The organism is Marinobacter sp. LV10MA510-1 (assembly GCF_002563885.1).
GTDB lineage: Bacteria > Pseudomonadota > Gammaproteobacteria > Pseudomonadales > Oleiphilaceae > Marinobacter.
This window is the reverse complement of record NZ_PDJA01000001.1, coordinates 3,659,225-3,674,669: the sequence shown is the minus strand read 5'-3', so window position 1 is coordinate 3,674,669 and position 15,445 is coordinate 3,659,225. Positions and strand designations below refer to the sequence as shown.

Genomic DNA, 15,445 nt, shown 5'->3' with positions numbered 1-15,445 from the left:
GTTTTCAAAGCACGACAGGAGAATAACAAAATGAGAAAAACCTTAACCCTCGTCCTCGCAGGCTTGACCACCCTGAGCCTGGCCGCTGGTGCCTACGCCGAAGACTACATTACGCTTGCCTCGACAACCTCGACCGAAAACTCGGGGCTATTCAATGCCATTCTGCCGCAGTTCAAGGCGGCCACCGATATCGATGTGCGTGTCGTTGCGGTAGGCACCGGGCAGGCCTTCGAGATCGCCCGCCGCGGTGATGCAGACAGCCTTTTGGTACATGATACGGCCGGCGAGTTGCGCTTTATAGAAAACGGCTATGCTACTGAGCGCGTCGATGTTATGTACAACGACTTCGTAGTGATCGGCCCGGACAATGATCCGGCGAATGTCGGGCAAGCTCAAACCGCCGCCGAAGCGTTCGCGAACATCGCCAAGGCACAGGCTCCATTTGCCTCACGCGGCGATGACAGTGGCACCAATCGCGCCGAGCTGCGCCGCTGGAAAAATGCCGGCGTTGAGCCTGCTGGCGACTGGTACCGCGAACTCGGCAGCGGCATGGGCCCAACGCTCAATACCGCCGCAGCCATGGATGCCTACGTGATGTCAGACCGTGCCACCTGGGTGGCATTTAAAAACCGGCAGAACCTGACACTACTTTTTGAAGGCGACGACGTGTTGTTCAACCAGTACGGCAGCCTGCTGCTTTCCAAAGAAAAGCACCCGCATCTCAAGCACGATCTAGCTGAAAAGTGGCACAAGTGGCTCATCTCCGCGCAGGGCCAAAAAGCGATTGCCGACTTCCAGGTAGACGGACAACAGCTCTTTTTCCCCAATGCAAAATAGGCTAGTCTTTATGACCCGCCACTGAGGCCCAAGCTCGTGGCGTTTCTGAAAGGACAGCAACAAACATGACGATGACCTATCTTCTGCCGAACCCTGCCGACCCTCGGCTATCCCGTAGGGTTGAAGGCGTTGACGAAAACGGTCAACCGAAGTCGATCAGCGTGATCGAAGAGCGCCCTCTGACCATCTATCTGAACAGTCAGGAGATCGTCACGGCAATGACCATCGGCGATCACCCGGAGTACCTGGCGCTCGGTTTTCTCTTAAATCAGGGTATGCTGAAAGAGACCGACGAGGTCACGGGGATTGATTTCGACGAAGAACTGGAAGTTGTTGTAGTCCGCACCGCGGGTGTTACTGATGTCGAGGAAAAGCTGGAAAAGAAAACCCGCACCTCCGGCTGCGCCGTAGGCACTGTTTTCGGTGACATGATGGCAGGGCTCGACGGGCTGTCATTGCCGGACACGCCGGTGCACACCAGTACCTTTTACGATCTATCCTACCAGATTAACCACACGCCAAGCCTGTACATGGAAACCGGTGCCATTCATGGCACAGCTCTTTGTCAGGGCCGTCAGATTCTAGCCTACATGGAGGATGTCGGACGTCACAATGCGGTCGACAAGATCGCCGGCTGGATGCACTTAACCGGCATTCAGGCGTCGGATAAAGTCCTCTATACCACTGGGCGCCTGACCTCCGAAATGGTGATCAAAACAGCCCTGATGGGGATCCCTACCCTCATCAGCCGGTCAGGTTTTACAGCCTGGGGTGTCGATATTGCCCAACAGGTCGGATTAACGCTGATCGGACGGATGCGAGGCAAGAAATTTACCTGCCTCAGTGGCCAGCACCGCCTGGTGTTTGATCAGGACTTATCGCAGATTCCCGATGAAGAAAAAAAAATGGGCCGCAAGGGCGCTCAGCGTGACTAACTCGATCGGAGCACTATTAATGGGAACGGAACATGACTGAGTGCGCGGTTATTCTGGCGGGTGGCCAGGCAAACCGAATGGGCGGTGGTGACAAAGGTCGATTGATGCTGGGCAATCAGTCATTGATCCATCGTGTCATCGATCGAATCACACCGCAGGTCGCCGCCTTAGTGTTGAATGCCAATGGGGATTTGAGTCGTTTTGATGATCTGCTTTTGCCCGTGGTAGCCGATTCTGTCGCCGATTTTCCGGGCCCGCTGGCCGGTGTGCTCGCAGGCATGGATTGGGCTGCCGAGCAGGGGCATGAATGGCTGATCAGTGTCGCTGCGGATACCCCTTGCTTCCCACTGGATCTGGCAGCACGATTGGCCGAATGCGATACCCCGGTGGTGTTGGCCGCCACGCCGGATCCGGAGCGTGGCCGACTGCCCCAGCCGACCTTTGGCCGTTGGCAGGTCGCTTTGCGACATGATCTGAGGGCCGCCTTAAATGACGGCGTCCGCAAGATCCGCCAATGGACCCAGGCCAAGGGTGAGTCGTTGGTTTTGTTTGGCCCGGACGACTTTTTCAACATTAACACGCCGGAAGATCTGGTGTGGGCGGAGCGGAACCTGAAGTGAACGTTATTGGTATTGTAGGTTGGAAAAACTGCGGGAAAACCACCCTGGTCAGTTCATTGATTCGTGAGCTGACCAGCAGAGGGTTAACGGTAAATTCGATCAAACATGCCCATCATGCGGTGGATGTGGACCAACCCGATACCGATAGCTACCGTCATCGTGATGCCGGTGCCCGGGAGGTCATACTGGCGGGTGGGCAACGCTTCGCTATCATGCACGAGCTGCGCGGCGCAGACGAACCAACACTTGAAGAACTGCTCGCCCGGCTGGGGCCCTGCGATTGGGTTGTAGTCGAGGGATTTAAAAATCATTCACACCCAAAGATTGAAGCGCACAGGCAGGAGTGCACCGTTGCGCCCCTTCACCCGAATGACGCCAGGATCATTGCTGTGACGACAGACTATGCTTCGGATTTTGCCGGCCCCAGTTTTGATTTGAACGATGTAAACGGGATAGCCGACTTTATTCTGAGCCTAAAAAAGCCATCGAAATAGCCATTAACAGGAAAGCCATGAACCCGCTTCGTAACGACTGCTTTGCCCTGCCCCCCGGGGTGAACTGGACACCGGTAGACGAGGCCTTGCAGCGGTTACGGTCCCGCTTACATCCAGTGGTCGGCGTGGATCACGCTGTCCCGCTGTCGCAGGTGAACGGCCGGATACTGGCGAGCGATGTCTATGCGCCTCGCGCTCACCCCCCCAGCAGCAACTCTGCGGTCGATGGCTATGCGTTTGCAGGGCCTTTAACCGAGGTGCCTTGCGCCCTGCCTTTGATTGATGGCCGAAGTGCCGCCGGGGAGCCTTACAGGGAACATGTACCTGAGGGGCACGCTATTCGGATTCTAACCGGCGCCGTGATACCGGCCGGCACGGATACGGTGGTTCTGGAAGAGGACTGCGAAGTCGTCGGTGATCAGCTACATTTGAACGGCACGTTAAAAGCGGGAGCCAACCAGCGTAAGGCCGGTGAAGACATCAAGGCACAGGATCGGATTCTCACGGCAGGTACCCGCCTGACGCCTACCCAGATTTCAGTCCTTGCCAGTGTTGGTGTCGAGTCGGCCGATGTCTATCAGCGGCTTCGCGTCGGAGTCCTGTCCACGGGTGATGAGGTAAAACCGGTCGGCTCGGCAGTCACCGATTGGCAGATTTACGATGCAAATCGCCCGATGCTCAGCGCTCTGGTAGCGCAGCTTGGCTATCAGCTGGTGGACCTGGGCCACGTGCTGGACCGGGCCGAAGACGTCAAAGCGGCTTTAGAGCGCGGAGCTGATCAGTGTGACTTGATCCTGACCAGTGGAGGCATTTCCGCAGGGGACGAGGACCATGTGTCGAAAACACTGAAAGCCCATGGTGAAATCAGTAATTGGCGCATTGCGATTAAACCGGGCCGCCCCCTGGCGCTGGCCATGTTCCAGGGCACGCCGGTGGTGGGTTTACCGGGGAATCCGGTTGCAGCCTGGGTTTGCGCGCTGTGCTTTGGCGCACCTGCGATGGCACTGTTGGCAGGGGGAGAATGGTTCGAACCCCAAGGCTATATGGTTCCCGCCAACTTTCACAAGAACAAGAAGCCAGGGCGCAACGAGATGTTGCGCGCTCGGGTTCGTAATGGGCAGGTTGAGGCATTCGGCTCTGAAGGCTCGGGCCGGGTTACCGGCTTGGCCTGGTCTGACGGTTTAGTGGATTTGGACGACAGCGCCCAACAGATAGAGCCGGGAACACCCGTGAAGTTTATTCCCTATGCCAGCTTCGGACTGTAACGCCTTCCAAGCATAATTACTCGTAACCGCCATGGACAGCAAAGGCTTCTAGCGAAGCATCTTGCGGTGCTCGGGTGTGATAGGTCTCCTCAACACCCAACTCTGTCAGAGTGCGGCTGACCATCATCAGGGTGTTGTCCTCAAAGTCCTCGCACATGCTGCGCATCTGGTCGATTTCTTCGCAGGCGAAGGGGTAGGCAGCCTCAACATCCGGCGCGCCGTAAAGCTCAACAAACGTTATCGCCAGAGTTGTGCGCAACTGCTCCAACTCGGCTTCAGTGATGCTGCAAACACCCACAAAACTGGCGCGCCCACCCGATTCTATGCTGTACCAACCGTTACTGAAGGCCTGACGAGCCTTACCCTTCAGATCGGCTTCGGTCCAGTTGGAAAATTCAAATCCGCCCGAGATTGCCCATTCGCCGCTGGGCGCCGGCAATGCAAATACGTTTTGGTCAGATATATCCAGGCGCAGGGTTCGGGCCAGTTTCATGTGTGCTCCGCGAATTCAATCAAACTCAGTGTCTCGGTCATGACATCCTGTCGCAATAGCATCCGGCCTTTTTCATCCAGTCCGAAAAAGACACCGGGCTTTGGGTAGCTAATCGTTTCGCCCAGGGTGTCGCAGCGTGGCCGCCACTCTTTGTGTACACGCTCGAATCCGCTATCCATAAAGTGGGTCAGCCACAACAGGGTGTGTTTGGACCAGCTTTCCAGCAGCGCCATGGGGGTGATCTCGACGCAACCTTCCTCTTGCAGACAGGTTACATTCGGATTTTTGCCGGGCTCATCGTTCAAAGCCTTGAAGGCCACATGAATGCCGATGACTAGCCATTTAGGGTACGCCTTGGGATCTGACACGTCCGCTGCAAAACGGACCCCACCGCAAACCGCGCCATTAACCTTGATGCGATCAGGCCATTCAAAGTGCACAGGCACTTCCGGCGGCGCCAGTGCGCCCAGGCTTTCAGCCAAACCTATTTGGGCAACGTAGACCGCTTGAATAGCATCTTCCAAAGGTGTTTCCGGCGCCAGCACCAGAGCCGCACGCAAGGTCTCGACCCCATTGGAGTAAAAAATCGTGCCTGAATCGACTCCCGCGATGGCTCGGCTGACGGCCTTATCAAACGGATCTGTGTGTTTGGCAACCACTTCGCCAGAGAATAGCGGCGGGAATTGAGGTGAATCGCTCATCGCGTGGCCTGGACGTAAACGTCAGAGGCGATAATTTCATCCGCGATGCGCTGGAAAGTTTGAGCCTGCGGGCTTTCCGGCTTTGACACCACAATTGGAACCCCGCCGTCCGAACCGATACGTATATCCAGGTCGAGCGGGATTTCTCCTAAAAAGGGCGCTCCAATCTTTTTTGCCTCAGCCCGGGCGCCGCCGGATCCGAAGGGGTGATGCTCTTTACCACAGCCGTCGCAGACAAAGGACGCCATGTTTTCAATTACGCCAAGCAGTGGCACGTCCATCCGGTTGAACATATCAATGCCTTTGCGCGCGTCCATCAGAGCAATGTCCTGAGGTGTCGAGACCACAATGGCACCCGCAACAAAGAATTTCTGGCTCAGGGTCATCTGGACGTCACCGGTGCCCGGCGGAAGATCCACCAGCAGCACGTCCAGCCTGCCCCAGTCCACCTGGTTCATCATCTGCTCCAGGGCACCCATCAGCATCGGACCGCGCCAGATAATGGCCTCGCCATCCGGAGTCATCAGGCCCAGGGACATCAGTGTCACACCGTGGTTGCGCAGGGGCAGTATGGTATGCCCGTCAGGGCTGGAAGGGCGCCCCGAAACACCCAGCATGCGGGGCTGGCTGGGGCCATAGACGTCGGCGTCTAACAAGCCCACTTTAAGGCCTTTTGAAGCTAGCGCGACGGCCAGATTAGACGCCACTGTCGACTTGCCTACGCCGCCTTTGCCCGAGGAAATAGCAATGATGCGATCAATCCCCTCCGGATTTTTGTCCTTTGGCCGGGGCGCATCGGATGCAATCAAGCCGGGGTTGCCTACTTCAGTGTATTGAACCATGTTGTGTCCTGATTGATTTTTAGCTGTCTAGGTAGTCGTCGCTGGTGCGAATGTGGGGGCGTTCGCCCATCGCCATGGGCGAGTTATCACCGTGGAATTGAGCTTTAACCCGACAGTCGTTACACATCTTGATCAGTTGAACATTATCCGTGTTGGTATACATCCAGTGTTTGCTCTCCAGCTTCTCAACAATCCGGTTGATGGTGCTGGCAACGCCAAAGGGAATACCACAACCTATGCACTCGAAAGGATCCTCGCCATGCAATGCTCTTGGGATCAGCGCATCTTTCGACAGATCCAGTCTGGGCTTCAGAATGATGGCCGTTTCGGGGCAAGTGCTTTCACAGACGCCGCATTGAACACAGGCGTTTTCCGTGAACTGAACCTCTGGCCGGTCCGGATGGTCGCCCAGGGCGCCAGTGGGACAGAGCGATACGCAGGCCAGGCAGAGCGTGCACTTGTCGGAATTGATCTCGATTGCGCCGTAGGGTGCACCCACTGGCAGGGCAATCGGCGCTTCGATCCTGTCTGCCATTGCGGCGGCGGTAACCCGCGTGATGTCACGGCGACCGCCGACCAGTAAAACCGGCTCGCTCACTCGCCCGGTGTTGTCTCCAGCCTCGCCAAGTTCCTCGGCTGCGATCACACGGACTCGGCTGGGGGAGTTTTTGGTACCGCTGAGCATAGCCTGGGCCAACTCAACTTCAGCGCTAAGTGCCAGACGGTCTGTCTTGTTGTCCGCCAGTATCAGAACTTCGGCGTAGCCCGCGCCAAGCGCCGCCATTATCTCAGCATGGCCGATACGGTCGACATGCTCCAAGCCCAGCGGAATCAGGTCGTCTGCCACCCCATCGTAATATCGTGCTAAAAAGGCAATGGCGTCAGCACCAGCGCTCAACGTGTGAAAAACAAGGCGCGGGGCCTCGTCGGTATGCTCGCGATAGACCTTCGCCATAACCGCTATAACTTGGGTCAGGGCTTCGAAGGGGGTTTCGTTCATGGTTACAGCTGACGTCGGGCAAACCGCCGCGCAGGAGCCGCAGCCGGCGCAAATATCCGAATTGATTTCTACGTGGTCCCCGGCGGAAAAAATCGCCTCGGTGGAGCAAACGTCCAGACAGCGGGTGCAACCGGGCTGATTCGCCCGGGAGTGCGCGCACAGGGAGGCTTCCAGCTTGAAATAAACGGATTTCTCGAACTCACCGACCCGATCCCTGGCCGTCAAAGCGATACGCTCTAACTCTCCGGTTTTGGTCGGGTCGGCCCAAAAGTAGCCGTTGCGTTTTTGATAACTGGGAAACGCCGGCGCGCCACCACGCAGGTCAATAAACACGTCGCACTCACTACGGGCGGTGGCTTCAGCCTCGCCATAATCGAGGGCGCCGCGACCCGAGAGATTCAGGGTCTGCAGCTGAACAAACTCCAGCTTAAAGCAACCGAGCGCGCCCTGTGCAGCTGTCAGTTGACCTTTAGCCACGTTGTAACCGGCAGAAGGCAGCTGTATTGGGCCCGCATCATTAACAATGCATGTGACGCCGAGCTCGTCCTGTACCAGCTCGGCCATTCTGATGGCCTGCTCGGTAGGGCCGACAATGCAACACACGCCGCTGGACTGAATGCTTTTCACGGGCACCATGGGAGCCGGGAGCTGGGCCGCAGCGATCAAAGCCGCTTGCTTGGCGTGCAAGCGCTTGGACTTTGCGTTTGCTGAACCCCAGCCAGCGCGATCCCGAATGTCGATGGTGCTGAACGGCGCGCAATGCTGAGTTTCAGCTTGCACATCCTCGCCTAAACGCTCGAACAGGGGAGCCTGTTGGCCACAAGCAATGAGCAACTCGTTACTGCCACCCAAGTGTTCGGCGGCAATTCTCATATTTTTGCCGCACAGTTGGTCCACTGCAATCACCTGCTCAGCTGCCGCGGCCTTCTGCAGTAGCTCGGGGTTAAAAGACTGGGTTTTATCGCAGGTGCATAACAGAAGGGTTTTATGTGCCGTCATCGGAGTTGTGACCCGTTTGGTTGTTTTTGTGCGAATACGTTGTCTCTGCCTATTGCCGAGCATGCCACAGCTACTTGTCATTGCACAGTTGGTTAATGGAGTATTTGTTTGGGTTCTGCTAGCGTTCACCAAAAAGAGAGCAACTATGAACAATCGTGCAGATAATTGGAAACGCGAATTAACGGTCGGCGCTTTGGTTCGCCGGACGCCCGGCGTGACACGGTGGGCGCGGGAAGTCTGGAAGCCAGTGGCTGTGATACCGGGCGCACCGGAGGCGTTCTGGAAAGAGTTGGTACGCGACGGCGAGGTGGTCGACTACCACGCTGGCACGGTCACAATGGAATTATTTCGCGCCGATGTGGAGTCTTATCTCGTTTCCCTGAATATGGCTGTGCCTTCGGTGTGGATCATAATGGATCGTGATGAAAGCAATCAGTCCCCATCAGGCTGGTTCGTTAGTACCATCACGGCGAGTGCCTTCGAAGCTCTGGATTCCCTGGAAAGTGGTGAAAGCATCGTCGAGGCCGTGCCTATTCCCGAGTCTCTTGCAGCCTGGATCGACGAGTTTATCCAGATGCACTACATCGAAGAGCCGTTCAAGAAACGCCGTCGCGACAAACACCGGGTTGATGGCATCCAGGATGGCAAAGGCGATGCACGTATTCCCCAACAGAGCGACGTTTTCCGCGCACCCTCCCACATTAAAAAGCCAAGAGTTCACTAATGACTGAGTCACGTTTACAGCGTTGGTCACGCAAAAAAACCAAAGCCGGCAAAGAAGCTGAACTCGCTCCCGCGTCGACGGTTGAGTCCGAACTGTCGCCCGAAGAACAGGAGCTTGCCGTTAATGAGGCCATGCCCGAGCTTGACGTGTTAGAGAAGTACGATTTGCCTGACCCCGACGCTATCGAGCTGGGCACAGACATTACAGGGTTTATGCGGAAAGAGATTCCTGAACTTCTGCGCCGCAAGGCCCTTCGCGCGCTTTGGAAGTCCAACCCGGTGCTGGCGGTACTGGACGGGCTTAATGATTACGACGAAGATTTTACGGATGCCGCCACTGCAGGCACCGCCGTAAAAACTTTGTATAAGGTGGGCCAAGGTCTAATCGATAAAACCAAAAAAACGGATGTGCCAGCTGAGACTCAGGTCGAGGCGCTGGAAACCGTTGCCCCCGCGGTCGCCCCAGAACTGGGTGCCGAAACAGCAAAGCCCGAAATCGCTGCTGATTCCTTGCCCACCATTCACCATTTCGAACCTCCCGTTATAAAGGCTGAGGCGAACTTTATCGAGGCTGAAGCAAAAATGACTGAGGCTGAGGCTGAGGTGAAAGTGACCGAAGCTGACGCGGAACCTGCGCCGCGCTATCGCCCCCGGATGCGTTTTGAACATTAGCGTTTGTAGACAAAGTTGCGCGAAAAGCCAATCGGTTATATAACTAACATTTAATGTAGCCGTCAAACAATAACTCCAAGGACAAAGATTTGACCAACACAGCTGAAGTTCAGTGCCCTCGCTCGATCAGCGACGAAGATCGCGCGCGCGCCCAAATATATCAGTTGCTGAGCGTCCTACTAGGCGGCCCGCCTTCGGACGAATTGCTTCGTGGACTGGCATCTTTAGAGGGTGACGCCACCCCTCTTGGATCCGCCTCTAAGAATCTCGCTGCTCTTGCCGAGCGTACCGCGCTCAATGACGCCGAAAGGGAATACAACAGCCTTTTCGTTGGACTCGGCCGTGGCGAACTTCTGCCTTACGCCAGTTATTACCTGACCGGATTTTTAAACGAGAAGCCCCTTGCGGACCTGCGTAGCGACCTGATGGCCCGGGGTATCAAAGCCAATGCGGACGTCAAAGAACCTGAAGATCATATAGGCACGCTGTGTGAAATCATGGCGGGCATTATTACCGGCGAATTCCCGTGCGATAGCGATTTGCCCTCACAAAAAACCTTTTTTGACGCGCACCTTGCAAAATGGGCAGCGTTATTTTTTACCGATCTAGAGAAAGCGCAAACTGCGATCTTCTACACTCCCGTAGGCACGCTTGGTCGGGCTTTCATGGCAGTAGAGGCTGAGGGGTTTGCAATTCAGTAACGCGGATCGATCCGATCCCTTAACTCAGGTGGAGGTGTCCTATGGACGACCAAAAGCATGGAAACAGCCGTCGCAGCTTCTTGCGCATGGCGGCAATTGCAGTTCCGGCGGCGGTTGCAGTCGTCGTTGCACCGAATGCCGCAGCCAAGGTTGTAAAAGACGTCCCGAAAAGCAGTGGTCTTCGTGACACTGAGCACACACGTAAATATTTCGAATCGGCTCGCTTTTAAGGGAGCGTGACTCATTCAGGATTGCGTGATGCTCTTGAATAGTCGCATTTCCAGAAAACGAGAATAAGAAAAACAGAGGTATCTTGATATGTTAAGAAAGAAAACCAACGGGGTAGCGAAGGGCTCCCGTACAGGATCTTTACTTTCATCCCTCGCTGCAAAAACGATGGACCGCCGTGGCTTTTTGACTGCTTCCGGTGTCGCAGTGGGTGGACTGGCGGCTTTGTCGCTAACGTCTACGCGCGTTCAGGCTGCTACCCCGTCGTCGGCAGGTGGCGAAGTAGTCCGCAAAAAATCGGTGTGTACGCATTGCTCGGTCGGTTGTACGGTCGAGGCTGAAGTTCAAAATGGCGTATGGACTGGCCAAGAACCCGGCTGGGACAGCCCTTTCAACCTTGGCGCCCACTGCGCTAAAGGCGCCGCGGTGCGTGAAAGCGCCCATAATGACCGTCGTTTGAAATATCCCACGAAAATGGTAGACGGTCAGTGGCAAAAGATCTCCTGGCAACAGGCGATCAACGAAATCGGCGACAAGATGTTGCAAATCCGCGAAGAGAGCGGCCCTGACTCGGTTTACTGGTTGGGCAGTGCGAAGTTCTCGAACGAACAGGCCTACCTGTTTCGTAAGTTTGCGGCCTACTGGGGCACCAATAACGTCGATCACCAAGCCCGTATCTGTCACTCAACGACGGTAGCCGGCGTAGCCAATACATGGGGCTACGGTGCGATGACCAACTCGTACAACGACATCCACAAGTCGAAAGCGATCTTCCTGATTGGGGGTAACCCTGCAGAGGCACACCCGGTGTCACTGCTGCACATTCTGAAAGCCAAAGAAGAGAACAACGCGCCGGTCATTGTTTGTGATCCGCGCTTCACACGCACCGCAGCGCATGCTGACGAGTACGTGCGTTTCCGCCCGGGTTCAGACGTTGCTCTGGTATGGGGCATCTTGTGGCATATTTTTGAAAACCGCTGGGAAGACAAAGAATTCATTCGCACCCGAGTTTACGGCATGGACGAAATCCGTGAAGAGGTCGCGCGCTGGGATCCTGCGGAAGTCGAGCGCGTTACCGGTGCTCCGGGTGCTCAACTCGAACGCGTCGCGCGCACTCTGGCTAACAACCGTCCGGGTACCGTTATCTGGTGTATGGGTGGTACCCAGCACACCAACGGTAACAACAATACCCGTGCGTACTGCATCTTGCAGCTGGCGCTGGGCAATATGGGTGTCTCCGGCGGCGGTACCAATATTTTCCGCGGACACTGTAACGTTCAGGGCGCCACTGACCTAGGTGTCCTGGCTGACACATTGCCCGGCTACTACGGCCTGACAGCGGGCGCCTGGGCTCACTGGGCACGCGTGTGGGACGAAGATCTGGATTGGATGAAGAGTCGTTTTACCTCATTCGATAAAAACGGCAAGACCCTCGCCATGATGAATGAGAAGGGCATTCCCGTATCTCGCTGGATCGATGGCGTTCTGGAAGCCAAGGAAAACATAGATCAGCCCGATAACACCCGCGCTATGGTTCTGTGGGGCCACGCGCCCAACTCCCAGACCCGTATGCTGGAAATGAAGGAAGCCATGGAAAAGCTCGACCTTTTGGTCGTAGTGGATCCCTTCCCTACCGTTTCAGCCGTGCTGCACGATCGCAAAGACGGCGTTTACCTGCTGCCCTCGACCACCCAGTTCGAGAACTCAGGTTCAGTAACCGCCTCCAACCGTTCGCTCCAGTGGCGTGAAAAAATCGTCGAGCCATTGTTTGACTCGAAGGTCGACCACGAAATCATCAAATTGCTATCTGACAAGTTCGGTTTCACCGAGCGCATGCTCCGCAACATCGCTCTGGAAGGCGACATCCCGGTTACCGAGGACATCACTCGCGAATTCAACCGTGGTATGTGGACCATTGGCTACACTGGCCAGTCCCCTGAGCGCATGAAAAAGCATATGGCTTACCAGCACCACTTCGACAGAACCACGCTGCGCGCAGTTGGCGGGCCCTGTGACGGAGACATCTACGGTATGCCCTGGCCGTGCTGGGGAACTCCCGAGATGAACCATCCGGGCACACCGAACCTGTACGACATGTCGTTGCCGGTGTCCGAAGGCGGTCTTACCTTCCGCGCCAGATTTGGTGTTGAGCGCGACGGTGTAAGCTTGCTTGCCGACGGCGTTTACTCGAAAAACTCAGAGATTAAAGACGGGTACCCCGAGTTCACCATGCAGATGTTGATGGACCTGGGCTGGGATGGAGATCTGACGGCCGAAGAGCGCGCCAGCATTGACGCGTTTGCAGGCCCCGAGACCAATTGGAAAACCGACCTGTCAGGCGGCATTCAGCGTGTCGCGATCAAGCACGAGTGCGCACCCTTTGGTAACGCCAAAGCGCGCGCGATTGTCTGGAACTTCCCGGACCCCGTGCCGGTCCATCGCGAACCGCTGTACACGACCCGTCGCGATCTGGTCGTGGATTATCCGACGTATGCCGACAAGCAATTCTGGCGTGTTCCGACTTTGTATGAATCCATTCAGAAGAAGGACTTCAGCAAAGACTTCCCCATCATTCTGACTTCAGGCCGTTTGGTTGAATATGAAGGTGGTGGTGACGAGTCGCGTTCAAACCCCTGGCTGGCAGAGCTGCAGCAGGACATGTTCATCGAGATAAACACCCGAGACGCGAATAACCTGAACGTTCGCGACGGCAAGGATGTCTGGGTTTCTGGCCCCGAAGGCGGACGCATCAAGGTAAAAGCAATGATCACCGAGCGTGTTGGCGAAGGCGTGGCCTTTATGCCATTCCATTTCGGCGGACATTTGGAGGGTAAAGACCTGAGGGACAAGTATCCCAAAGGCGCCGATCCAATTGTTTTGGGCGAATCCACGAACACAATTCAAACATACGGGTATGACTCGGTCACGCAGATGCAAGAGACCAAAGCCACCCTATGTTCGATTATGCCAGCATAATAAGAGGTGTAGAAAATGGCTCTTGAAGGACAAGCACGCGCAAAATTCCTCTGTGACGCCGAACGCTGCATTGAATGTAATGCTTGCGTAACGGCCTGTAAAAATGAGCACGAGGTGCCCTGGGGCATCAACCGTCGCCGCGTCGTCACCATCGAAGATGGTAAACCTGGCGAGCGTTCAATCTCGGTAGCTTGCATGCACTGTTCAGACGCGCCTTGTATGGCCGTTTGTCCCACAGACTGCTTCTACCAGACTGAAGACGGAATAGTGCTGCACTCCAAAGACCTGTGTATCGGTTGTGGGTATTGTTTTTATGCTTGCCCCTTCGGCGCGCCCCAGTTCCCCCAAGCGGGCAACTTTGGCAGCCGGGGCAAGATGGACAAATGCACGTTCTGTGCAGGCGGTCCTGAAGAAGACAACTCAACAGCCGAGTTCAACAAGTACGGTCGTAACCGTATTGCAGAAGGCAAACTGCCGATCTGTGCGGAAATGTGCTCGACCAAAGCCCTGTTGGCCGGTGATGGCAACGAGGTGTCGGACATCTATCGTCAGCGTGTAGTGAACCGTGGTTTCGGTTCAGGCGCCTGGGGATGGGGCACGGCCTACGAGAAGAAGGGCGCGTAAGCCCGCCCGACTGCTCCGGGGCCCTCGGGCCCCGGAATTGTTTAAGGCACAAAATTCTTTTTGTTCGTTCCGCTGGAGTGCTCTCATGAAATTTAAAACATTGGGTGCCGCCATCTTTACGCTGGCAACCCTTTTCATCAACACTGTCTGGGCGGAAGAGGCCCCCGGGGTTGATCGAAGCAGTACCGGGGGTGCTCAAACTCTCGAAGATATTATGGCCCGTCAGAATAAGTTGGAGGTTGACAGCAGCTTTCGGTCTGACAACTTGGGCGACCCCGCCAATGCGAATGCGATCACTGAACGTCTGGGGACTCTGGGAGGGCGCTCTGATGCCGACATCTGGCGCGGCATTCGTTACAACGAGATTGACTCCAGCACGCAGGTCCGGGGGCCTGCGGTTGACGTCCTGATCCAGGACGGAGGCATGCCCTGGTATAAGCTGCGTGAAGGACCGATCATTACCTACGGCGGTGGCGCACTGTTAGGCACCATTCTGCTGCTTGTGGTGTTCTACTTTGCGCGCGGAAAAATCATGATCGACGGTGGCCCTGCGGGCACCAAGATCGAACGATTCAAAGCCATCGAACGGTTTGGCCATTGGTTGTTGTCGGGCTCGTTTGTCGCATTGGGTATTACGGGCCTGCTGACCCTAATGGGGCGCAGTTTCCTGATCCCTGTTATAGGGCCTGAAGCCTTTTCGACTCTGGCGATCGGCTCCAAGTGGATTCACAACAACATTGCATGGGCTTTTATGTTGGGCCTGGTGATGACCTTCGTTATGTGGGTGGCGCACAACATCCCCAACAAGCTGGACTGGCACTGGCTTAAGGCGGGCGGCGGTATTTTTACCAAAGCTCATCCTTCAGCAAAAAAGTTCAACGCCGGGCAGAAAATTGTTTTCTGGACTGTGATGGTGCTGGGTTTCTCAGTGTCTTTGTCAGGCCTGTCTCTGTTGTTCCCGTTTGAAATTTTTATGTTCGCCGATACTTTTGCCTTCGTGAACAGCATTCTGGGAACAGACTTCCCCACAGTGTTGGCACCGCACGAGGAGATGCAGTATGCCAACATCTGGCATTCGGTTGTCGCGTTCGTAATGATGGTCGCGATAATGGCACATATTTATATCGGTTCAGTCGGTATGGAAGGTGCCTTCGATGCCATGGGCAACGGTCAGGTTGATGTGGAGTGGGCGCGTCAGCACCACGATCTGTGGGTCGCTGAGGTCGAAGCTAAACAAGGCAAAGGAGAATCATCGTGAAAGTCATGATTTTCGCATTTGTTGCAGCCCTAGTCATCGCCTCTCTCGCCCCTGTAGTTCTGGATCAGTTCGGGTGG

The 15,445-nt window shown here is 55.8% G+C and carries 16 protein-coding genes; 12 read left to right on the top strand and 4 right to left on the bottom strand.

Annotation, left to right across the window (positions count from 1 at the left end; genetic code table 11):
• Nucleotides 1–30 precede the first annotated feature (30 nt).
• The 5 genes from ATI45_RS17770 to ATI45_RS17750 all read left to right on the top strand — a co-directional run bounded on the left by ATI45_RS17770 (nucleotide 31) and on the right by ATI45_RS17750 (nucleotide 4,151).
• Nucleotides 31–837 carry a substrate-binding domain-containing protein gene (locus tag ATI45_RS17770; protein WP_098420954.1) on the top strand — a complete coding sequence of 269 codons (807 nt, stop codon included), beginning with the start codon at nucleotides 31–33 and terminating at the stop codon, nucleotides 835–837.
• A gap of 65 nt (nucleotides 838–902) precedes the next feature.
• Complete coding sequence (gene fdhD / locus ATI45_RS17765; protein WP_098420953.1) at nucleotides 903–1,772, top strand: formate dehydrogenase accessory sulfurtransferase FdhD; 870 nt, start codon at nucleotides 903–905, stop codon at nucleotides 1,770–1,772.
• A gap of 32 nt (nucleotides 1,773–1,804) precedes the next feature.
• Nucleotides 1,805–2,392, top strand: a complete 588-nt coding sequence (gene mobA / locus ATI45_RS17760) for a molybdenum cofactor guanylyltransferase MobA (protein ID WP_098420952.1) — start codon at nucleotides 1,805–1,807, stop codon at nucleotides 2,390–2,392.
• Nucleotides 2,368–2,886, top strand: a complete 519-nt coding sequence (mobB, locus tag ATI45_RS17755) for a molybdopterin-guanine dinucleotide biosynthesis protein B (protein WP_228706082.1) — start codon at nucleotides 2,368–2,370, stop codon at nucleotides 2,884–2,886. Before mobA ends, mobB begins: the two co-directional genes overlap by 25 nt.
• 17 nt (nucleotides 2,887–2,903) lie before the next feature.
• Nucleotides 2,904–4,151: a molybdopterin-binding protein gene (locus tag ATI45_RS17750; RefSeq protein WP_098420951.1), complete on the top strand. Its 1,248-nt coding sequence runs from the start codon at nucleotides 2,904–2,906 to the stop codon at nucleotides 4,149–4,151.
• Nucleotides 4,152–4,167: 16 nt separating this feature from the next.
• Here the strand turns inward: ATI45_RS17750 and ATI45_RS17745 are convergent, their stop codons facing one another.
• From ATI45_RS17745 to ATI45_RS17730, 4 genes are read right to left on the bottom strand one after another with little or no spacing between them, the layout of a single operon-like run.
• Nucleotides 4,168–4,644 carry a DUF6505 family protein gene (locus ATI45_RS17745; RefSeq protein WP_098420950.1) on the bottom strand — a complete coding sequence of 159 codons (477 nt, stop codon included), beginning with the start codon at nucleotides 4,642–4,644 and terminating at the stop codon, nucleotides 4,168–4,170.
• Entirely contained in the window at nucleotides 4,641–5,345 is a 705-nt protein-coding gene (locus ATI45_RS17740) for a biotin/lipoate--protein ligase family protein (protein ID WP_098420949.1), read from the bottom strand. The genes ATI45_RS17745 and ATI45_RS17740 overlap by 4 nt, the downstream gene beginning before the upstream one ends.
• A complete protein-coding gene (locus ATI45_RS17735) occupies nucleotides 5,342–6,187 on the bottom strand; it encodes an Mrp/NBP35 family ATP-binding protein (protein ID WP_098420948.1) in 846 nt (281 codons plus the stop codon). Before ATI45_RS17735 ends, ATI45_RS17740 begins: the two co-directional genes overlap by 4 nt.
• Before the next feature lie 19 nt (nucleotides 6,188–6,206).
• Nucleotides 6,207–8,186, bottom strand: a complete 1,980-nt coding sequence (locus tag ATI45_RS17730) for a 4Fe-4S binding protein (RefSeq protein WP_098420947.1) — start codon at nucleotides 8,184–8,186, stop codon at nucleotides 6,207–6,209.
• Between the two features lie 145 nt (nucleotides 8,187–8,331).
• Here ATI45_RS17730 and ATI45_RS17725 point away from each other — a divergent pair, with 145 nt between their 5' ends.
• The 7 genes from ATI45_RS17725 to ATI45_RS17695 all read left to right on the top strand — a co-directional run bounded on the left by ATI45_RS17725 (nucleotide 8,332) and on the right by ATI45_RS17695 (nucleotide 15,368).
• Nucleotides 8,332–8,910 carry a DUF3305 domain-containing protein gene (locus tag ATI45_RS17725; RefSeq protein ID WP_098420946.1) on the top strand — a complete coding sequence of 193 codons (579 nt, stop codon included), beginning with the start codon at nucleotides 8,332–8,334 and terminating at the stop codon, nucleotides 8,908–8,910.
• Nucleotides 8,910–9,581 (top strand): DUF3306 domain-containing protein, encoded by a 672-nt coding sequence (locus tag ATI45_RS17720; protein WP_098420945.1) that lies wholly within the window; start codon nucleotides 8,910–8,912, stop codon nucleotides 9,579–9,581. The genes ATI45_RS17725 and ATI45_RS17720 overlap by 1 nt, the downstream gene beginning before the upstream one ends.
• Nucleotides 9,582–9,670: 89 nt before the next feature.
• Entirely contained in the window at nucleotides 9,671–10,282 is a 612-nt protein-coding gene (locus ATI45_RS17715) for a TorD/DmsD family molecular chaperone (protein WP_098420944.1), read from the top strand.
• Between the two features lie 41 nt (nucleotides 10,283–10,323).
• Nucleotides 10,324–10,512, top strand: coding sequence for a twin-arginine translocation signal domain-containing protein (locus tag ATI45_RS17710; protein WP_098420943.1), 189 nt, complete (start codon nucleotides 10,324–10,326; stop codon nucleotides 10,510–10,512).
• 88 nt (nucleotides 10,513–10,600) lie between these two features.
• Complete coding sequence (locus tag ATI45_RS17705; protein ID WP_098420942.1) at nucleotides 10,601–13,486, top strand: formate dehydrogenase subunit alpha; 2,886 nt, start codon at nucleotides 10,601–10,603, stop codon at nucleotides 13,484–13,486.
• 15 nt (nucleotides 13,487–13,501) lie between these two features.
• The gene (gene fdh3B, locus ATI45_RS17700; RefSeq protein WP_044388059.1) at nucleotides 13,502–14,110 is read left to right on the top strand and encodes a formate dehydrogenase FDH3 subunit beta; all 609 of its coding nucleotides are present in this window, start codon (nucleotides 13,502–13,504) and stop codon (nucleotides 14,108–14,110) included.
• A gap of 85 nt (nucleotides 14,111–14,195) precedes the next feature.
• Entirely contained in the window at nucleotides 14,196–15,368 is a 1,173-nt protein-coding gene (locus ATI45_RS17695) for a formate dehydrogenase subunit gamma (protein ID WP_098420941.1), read from the top strand.
• Nucleotides 15,369–15,445: the final 77 nt, after the last annotated feature.

Bases quoted from the DNA above. Each gene is read 5' to 3' on its own strand.
- ATI45_RS17770 (WP_098420954.1), top strand. From the start codon at position 31: ATGAGAAAAACCTTAACCCTCGTCCTCGCAGGCTTGACCACCCTGAGC.
- fdhD (WP_098420953.1), top strand. From the start codon at position 903: ATGACGATGACCTATCTTCTGCCGAACCCTGCCGACCCTCGGCTATCC.
- mobA (WP_098420952.1), top strand. From the start codon at position 1,805: ATGACTGAGTGCGCGGTTATTCTGGCGGGTGGCCAGGCAAACCGAATG.
- ATI45_RS17750 (WP_098420951.1), top strand. From the start codon at position 2,904: ATGAACCCGCTTCGTAACGACTGCTTTGCCCTGCCCCCCGGGGTGAAC.
- ATI45_RS17745 (WP_098420950.1), bottom strand. From the start codon at position 4,644: ATGAAACTGGCCCGAACCCTGCGCCTGGATATATCTGACCAAAACGTA.
- ATI45_RS17740 (WP_098420949.1), bottom strand. From the start codon at position 5,345: ATGAGCGATTCACCTCAATTCCCGCCGCTATTCTCTGGCGAAGTGGTT.
- ATI45_RS17735 (WP_098420948.1), bottom strand. From the start codon at position 6,187: ATGGTTCAATACACTGAAGTAGGCAACCCCGGCTTGATTGCATCCGAT.
- ATI45_RS17730 (WP_098420947.1), bottom strand. From the start codon at position 8,186: ATGACGGCACATAAAACCCTTCTGTTATGCACCTGCGATAAAACCCAG.
- ATI45_RS17725 (WP_098420946.1), top strand. From the start codon at position 8,332: ATGAACAATCGTGCAGATAATTGGAAACGCGAATTAACGGTCGGCGCT.
- ATI45_RS17720 (WP_098420945.1), top strand. From the start codon at position 8,910: ATGACTGAGTCACGTTTACAGCGTTGGTCACGCAAAAAAACCAAAGCC.
- ATI45_RS17710 (WP_098420943.1), top strand. From the start codon at position 10,324: ATGGACGACCAAAAGCATGGAAACAGCCGTCGCAGCTTCTTGCGCATG.
- ATI45_RS17705 (WP_098420942.1), top strand. From the start codon at position 10,601: ATGTTAAGAAAGAAAACCAACGGGGTAGCGAAGGGCTCCCGTACAGGA.
- fdh3B (WP_044388059.1), top strand. From the start codon at position 13,502: ATGGCTCTTGAAGGACAAGCACGCGCAAAATTCCTCTGTGACGCCGAA.
- ATI45_RS17695 (WP_098420941.1), top strand. From the start codon at position 14,196: ATGAAATTTAAAACATTGGGTGCCGCCATCTTTACGCTGGCAACCCTT.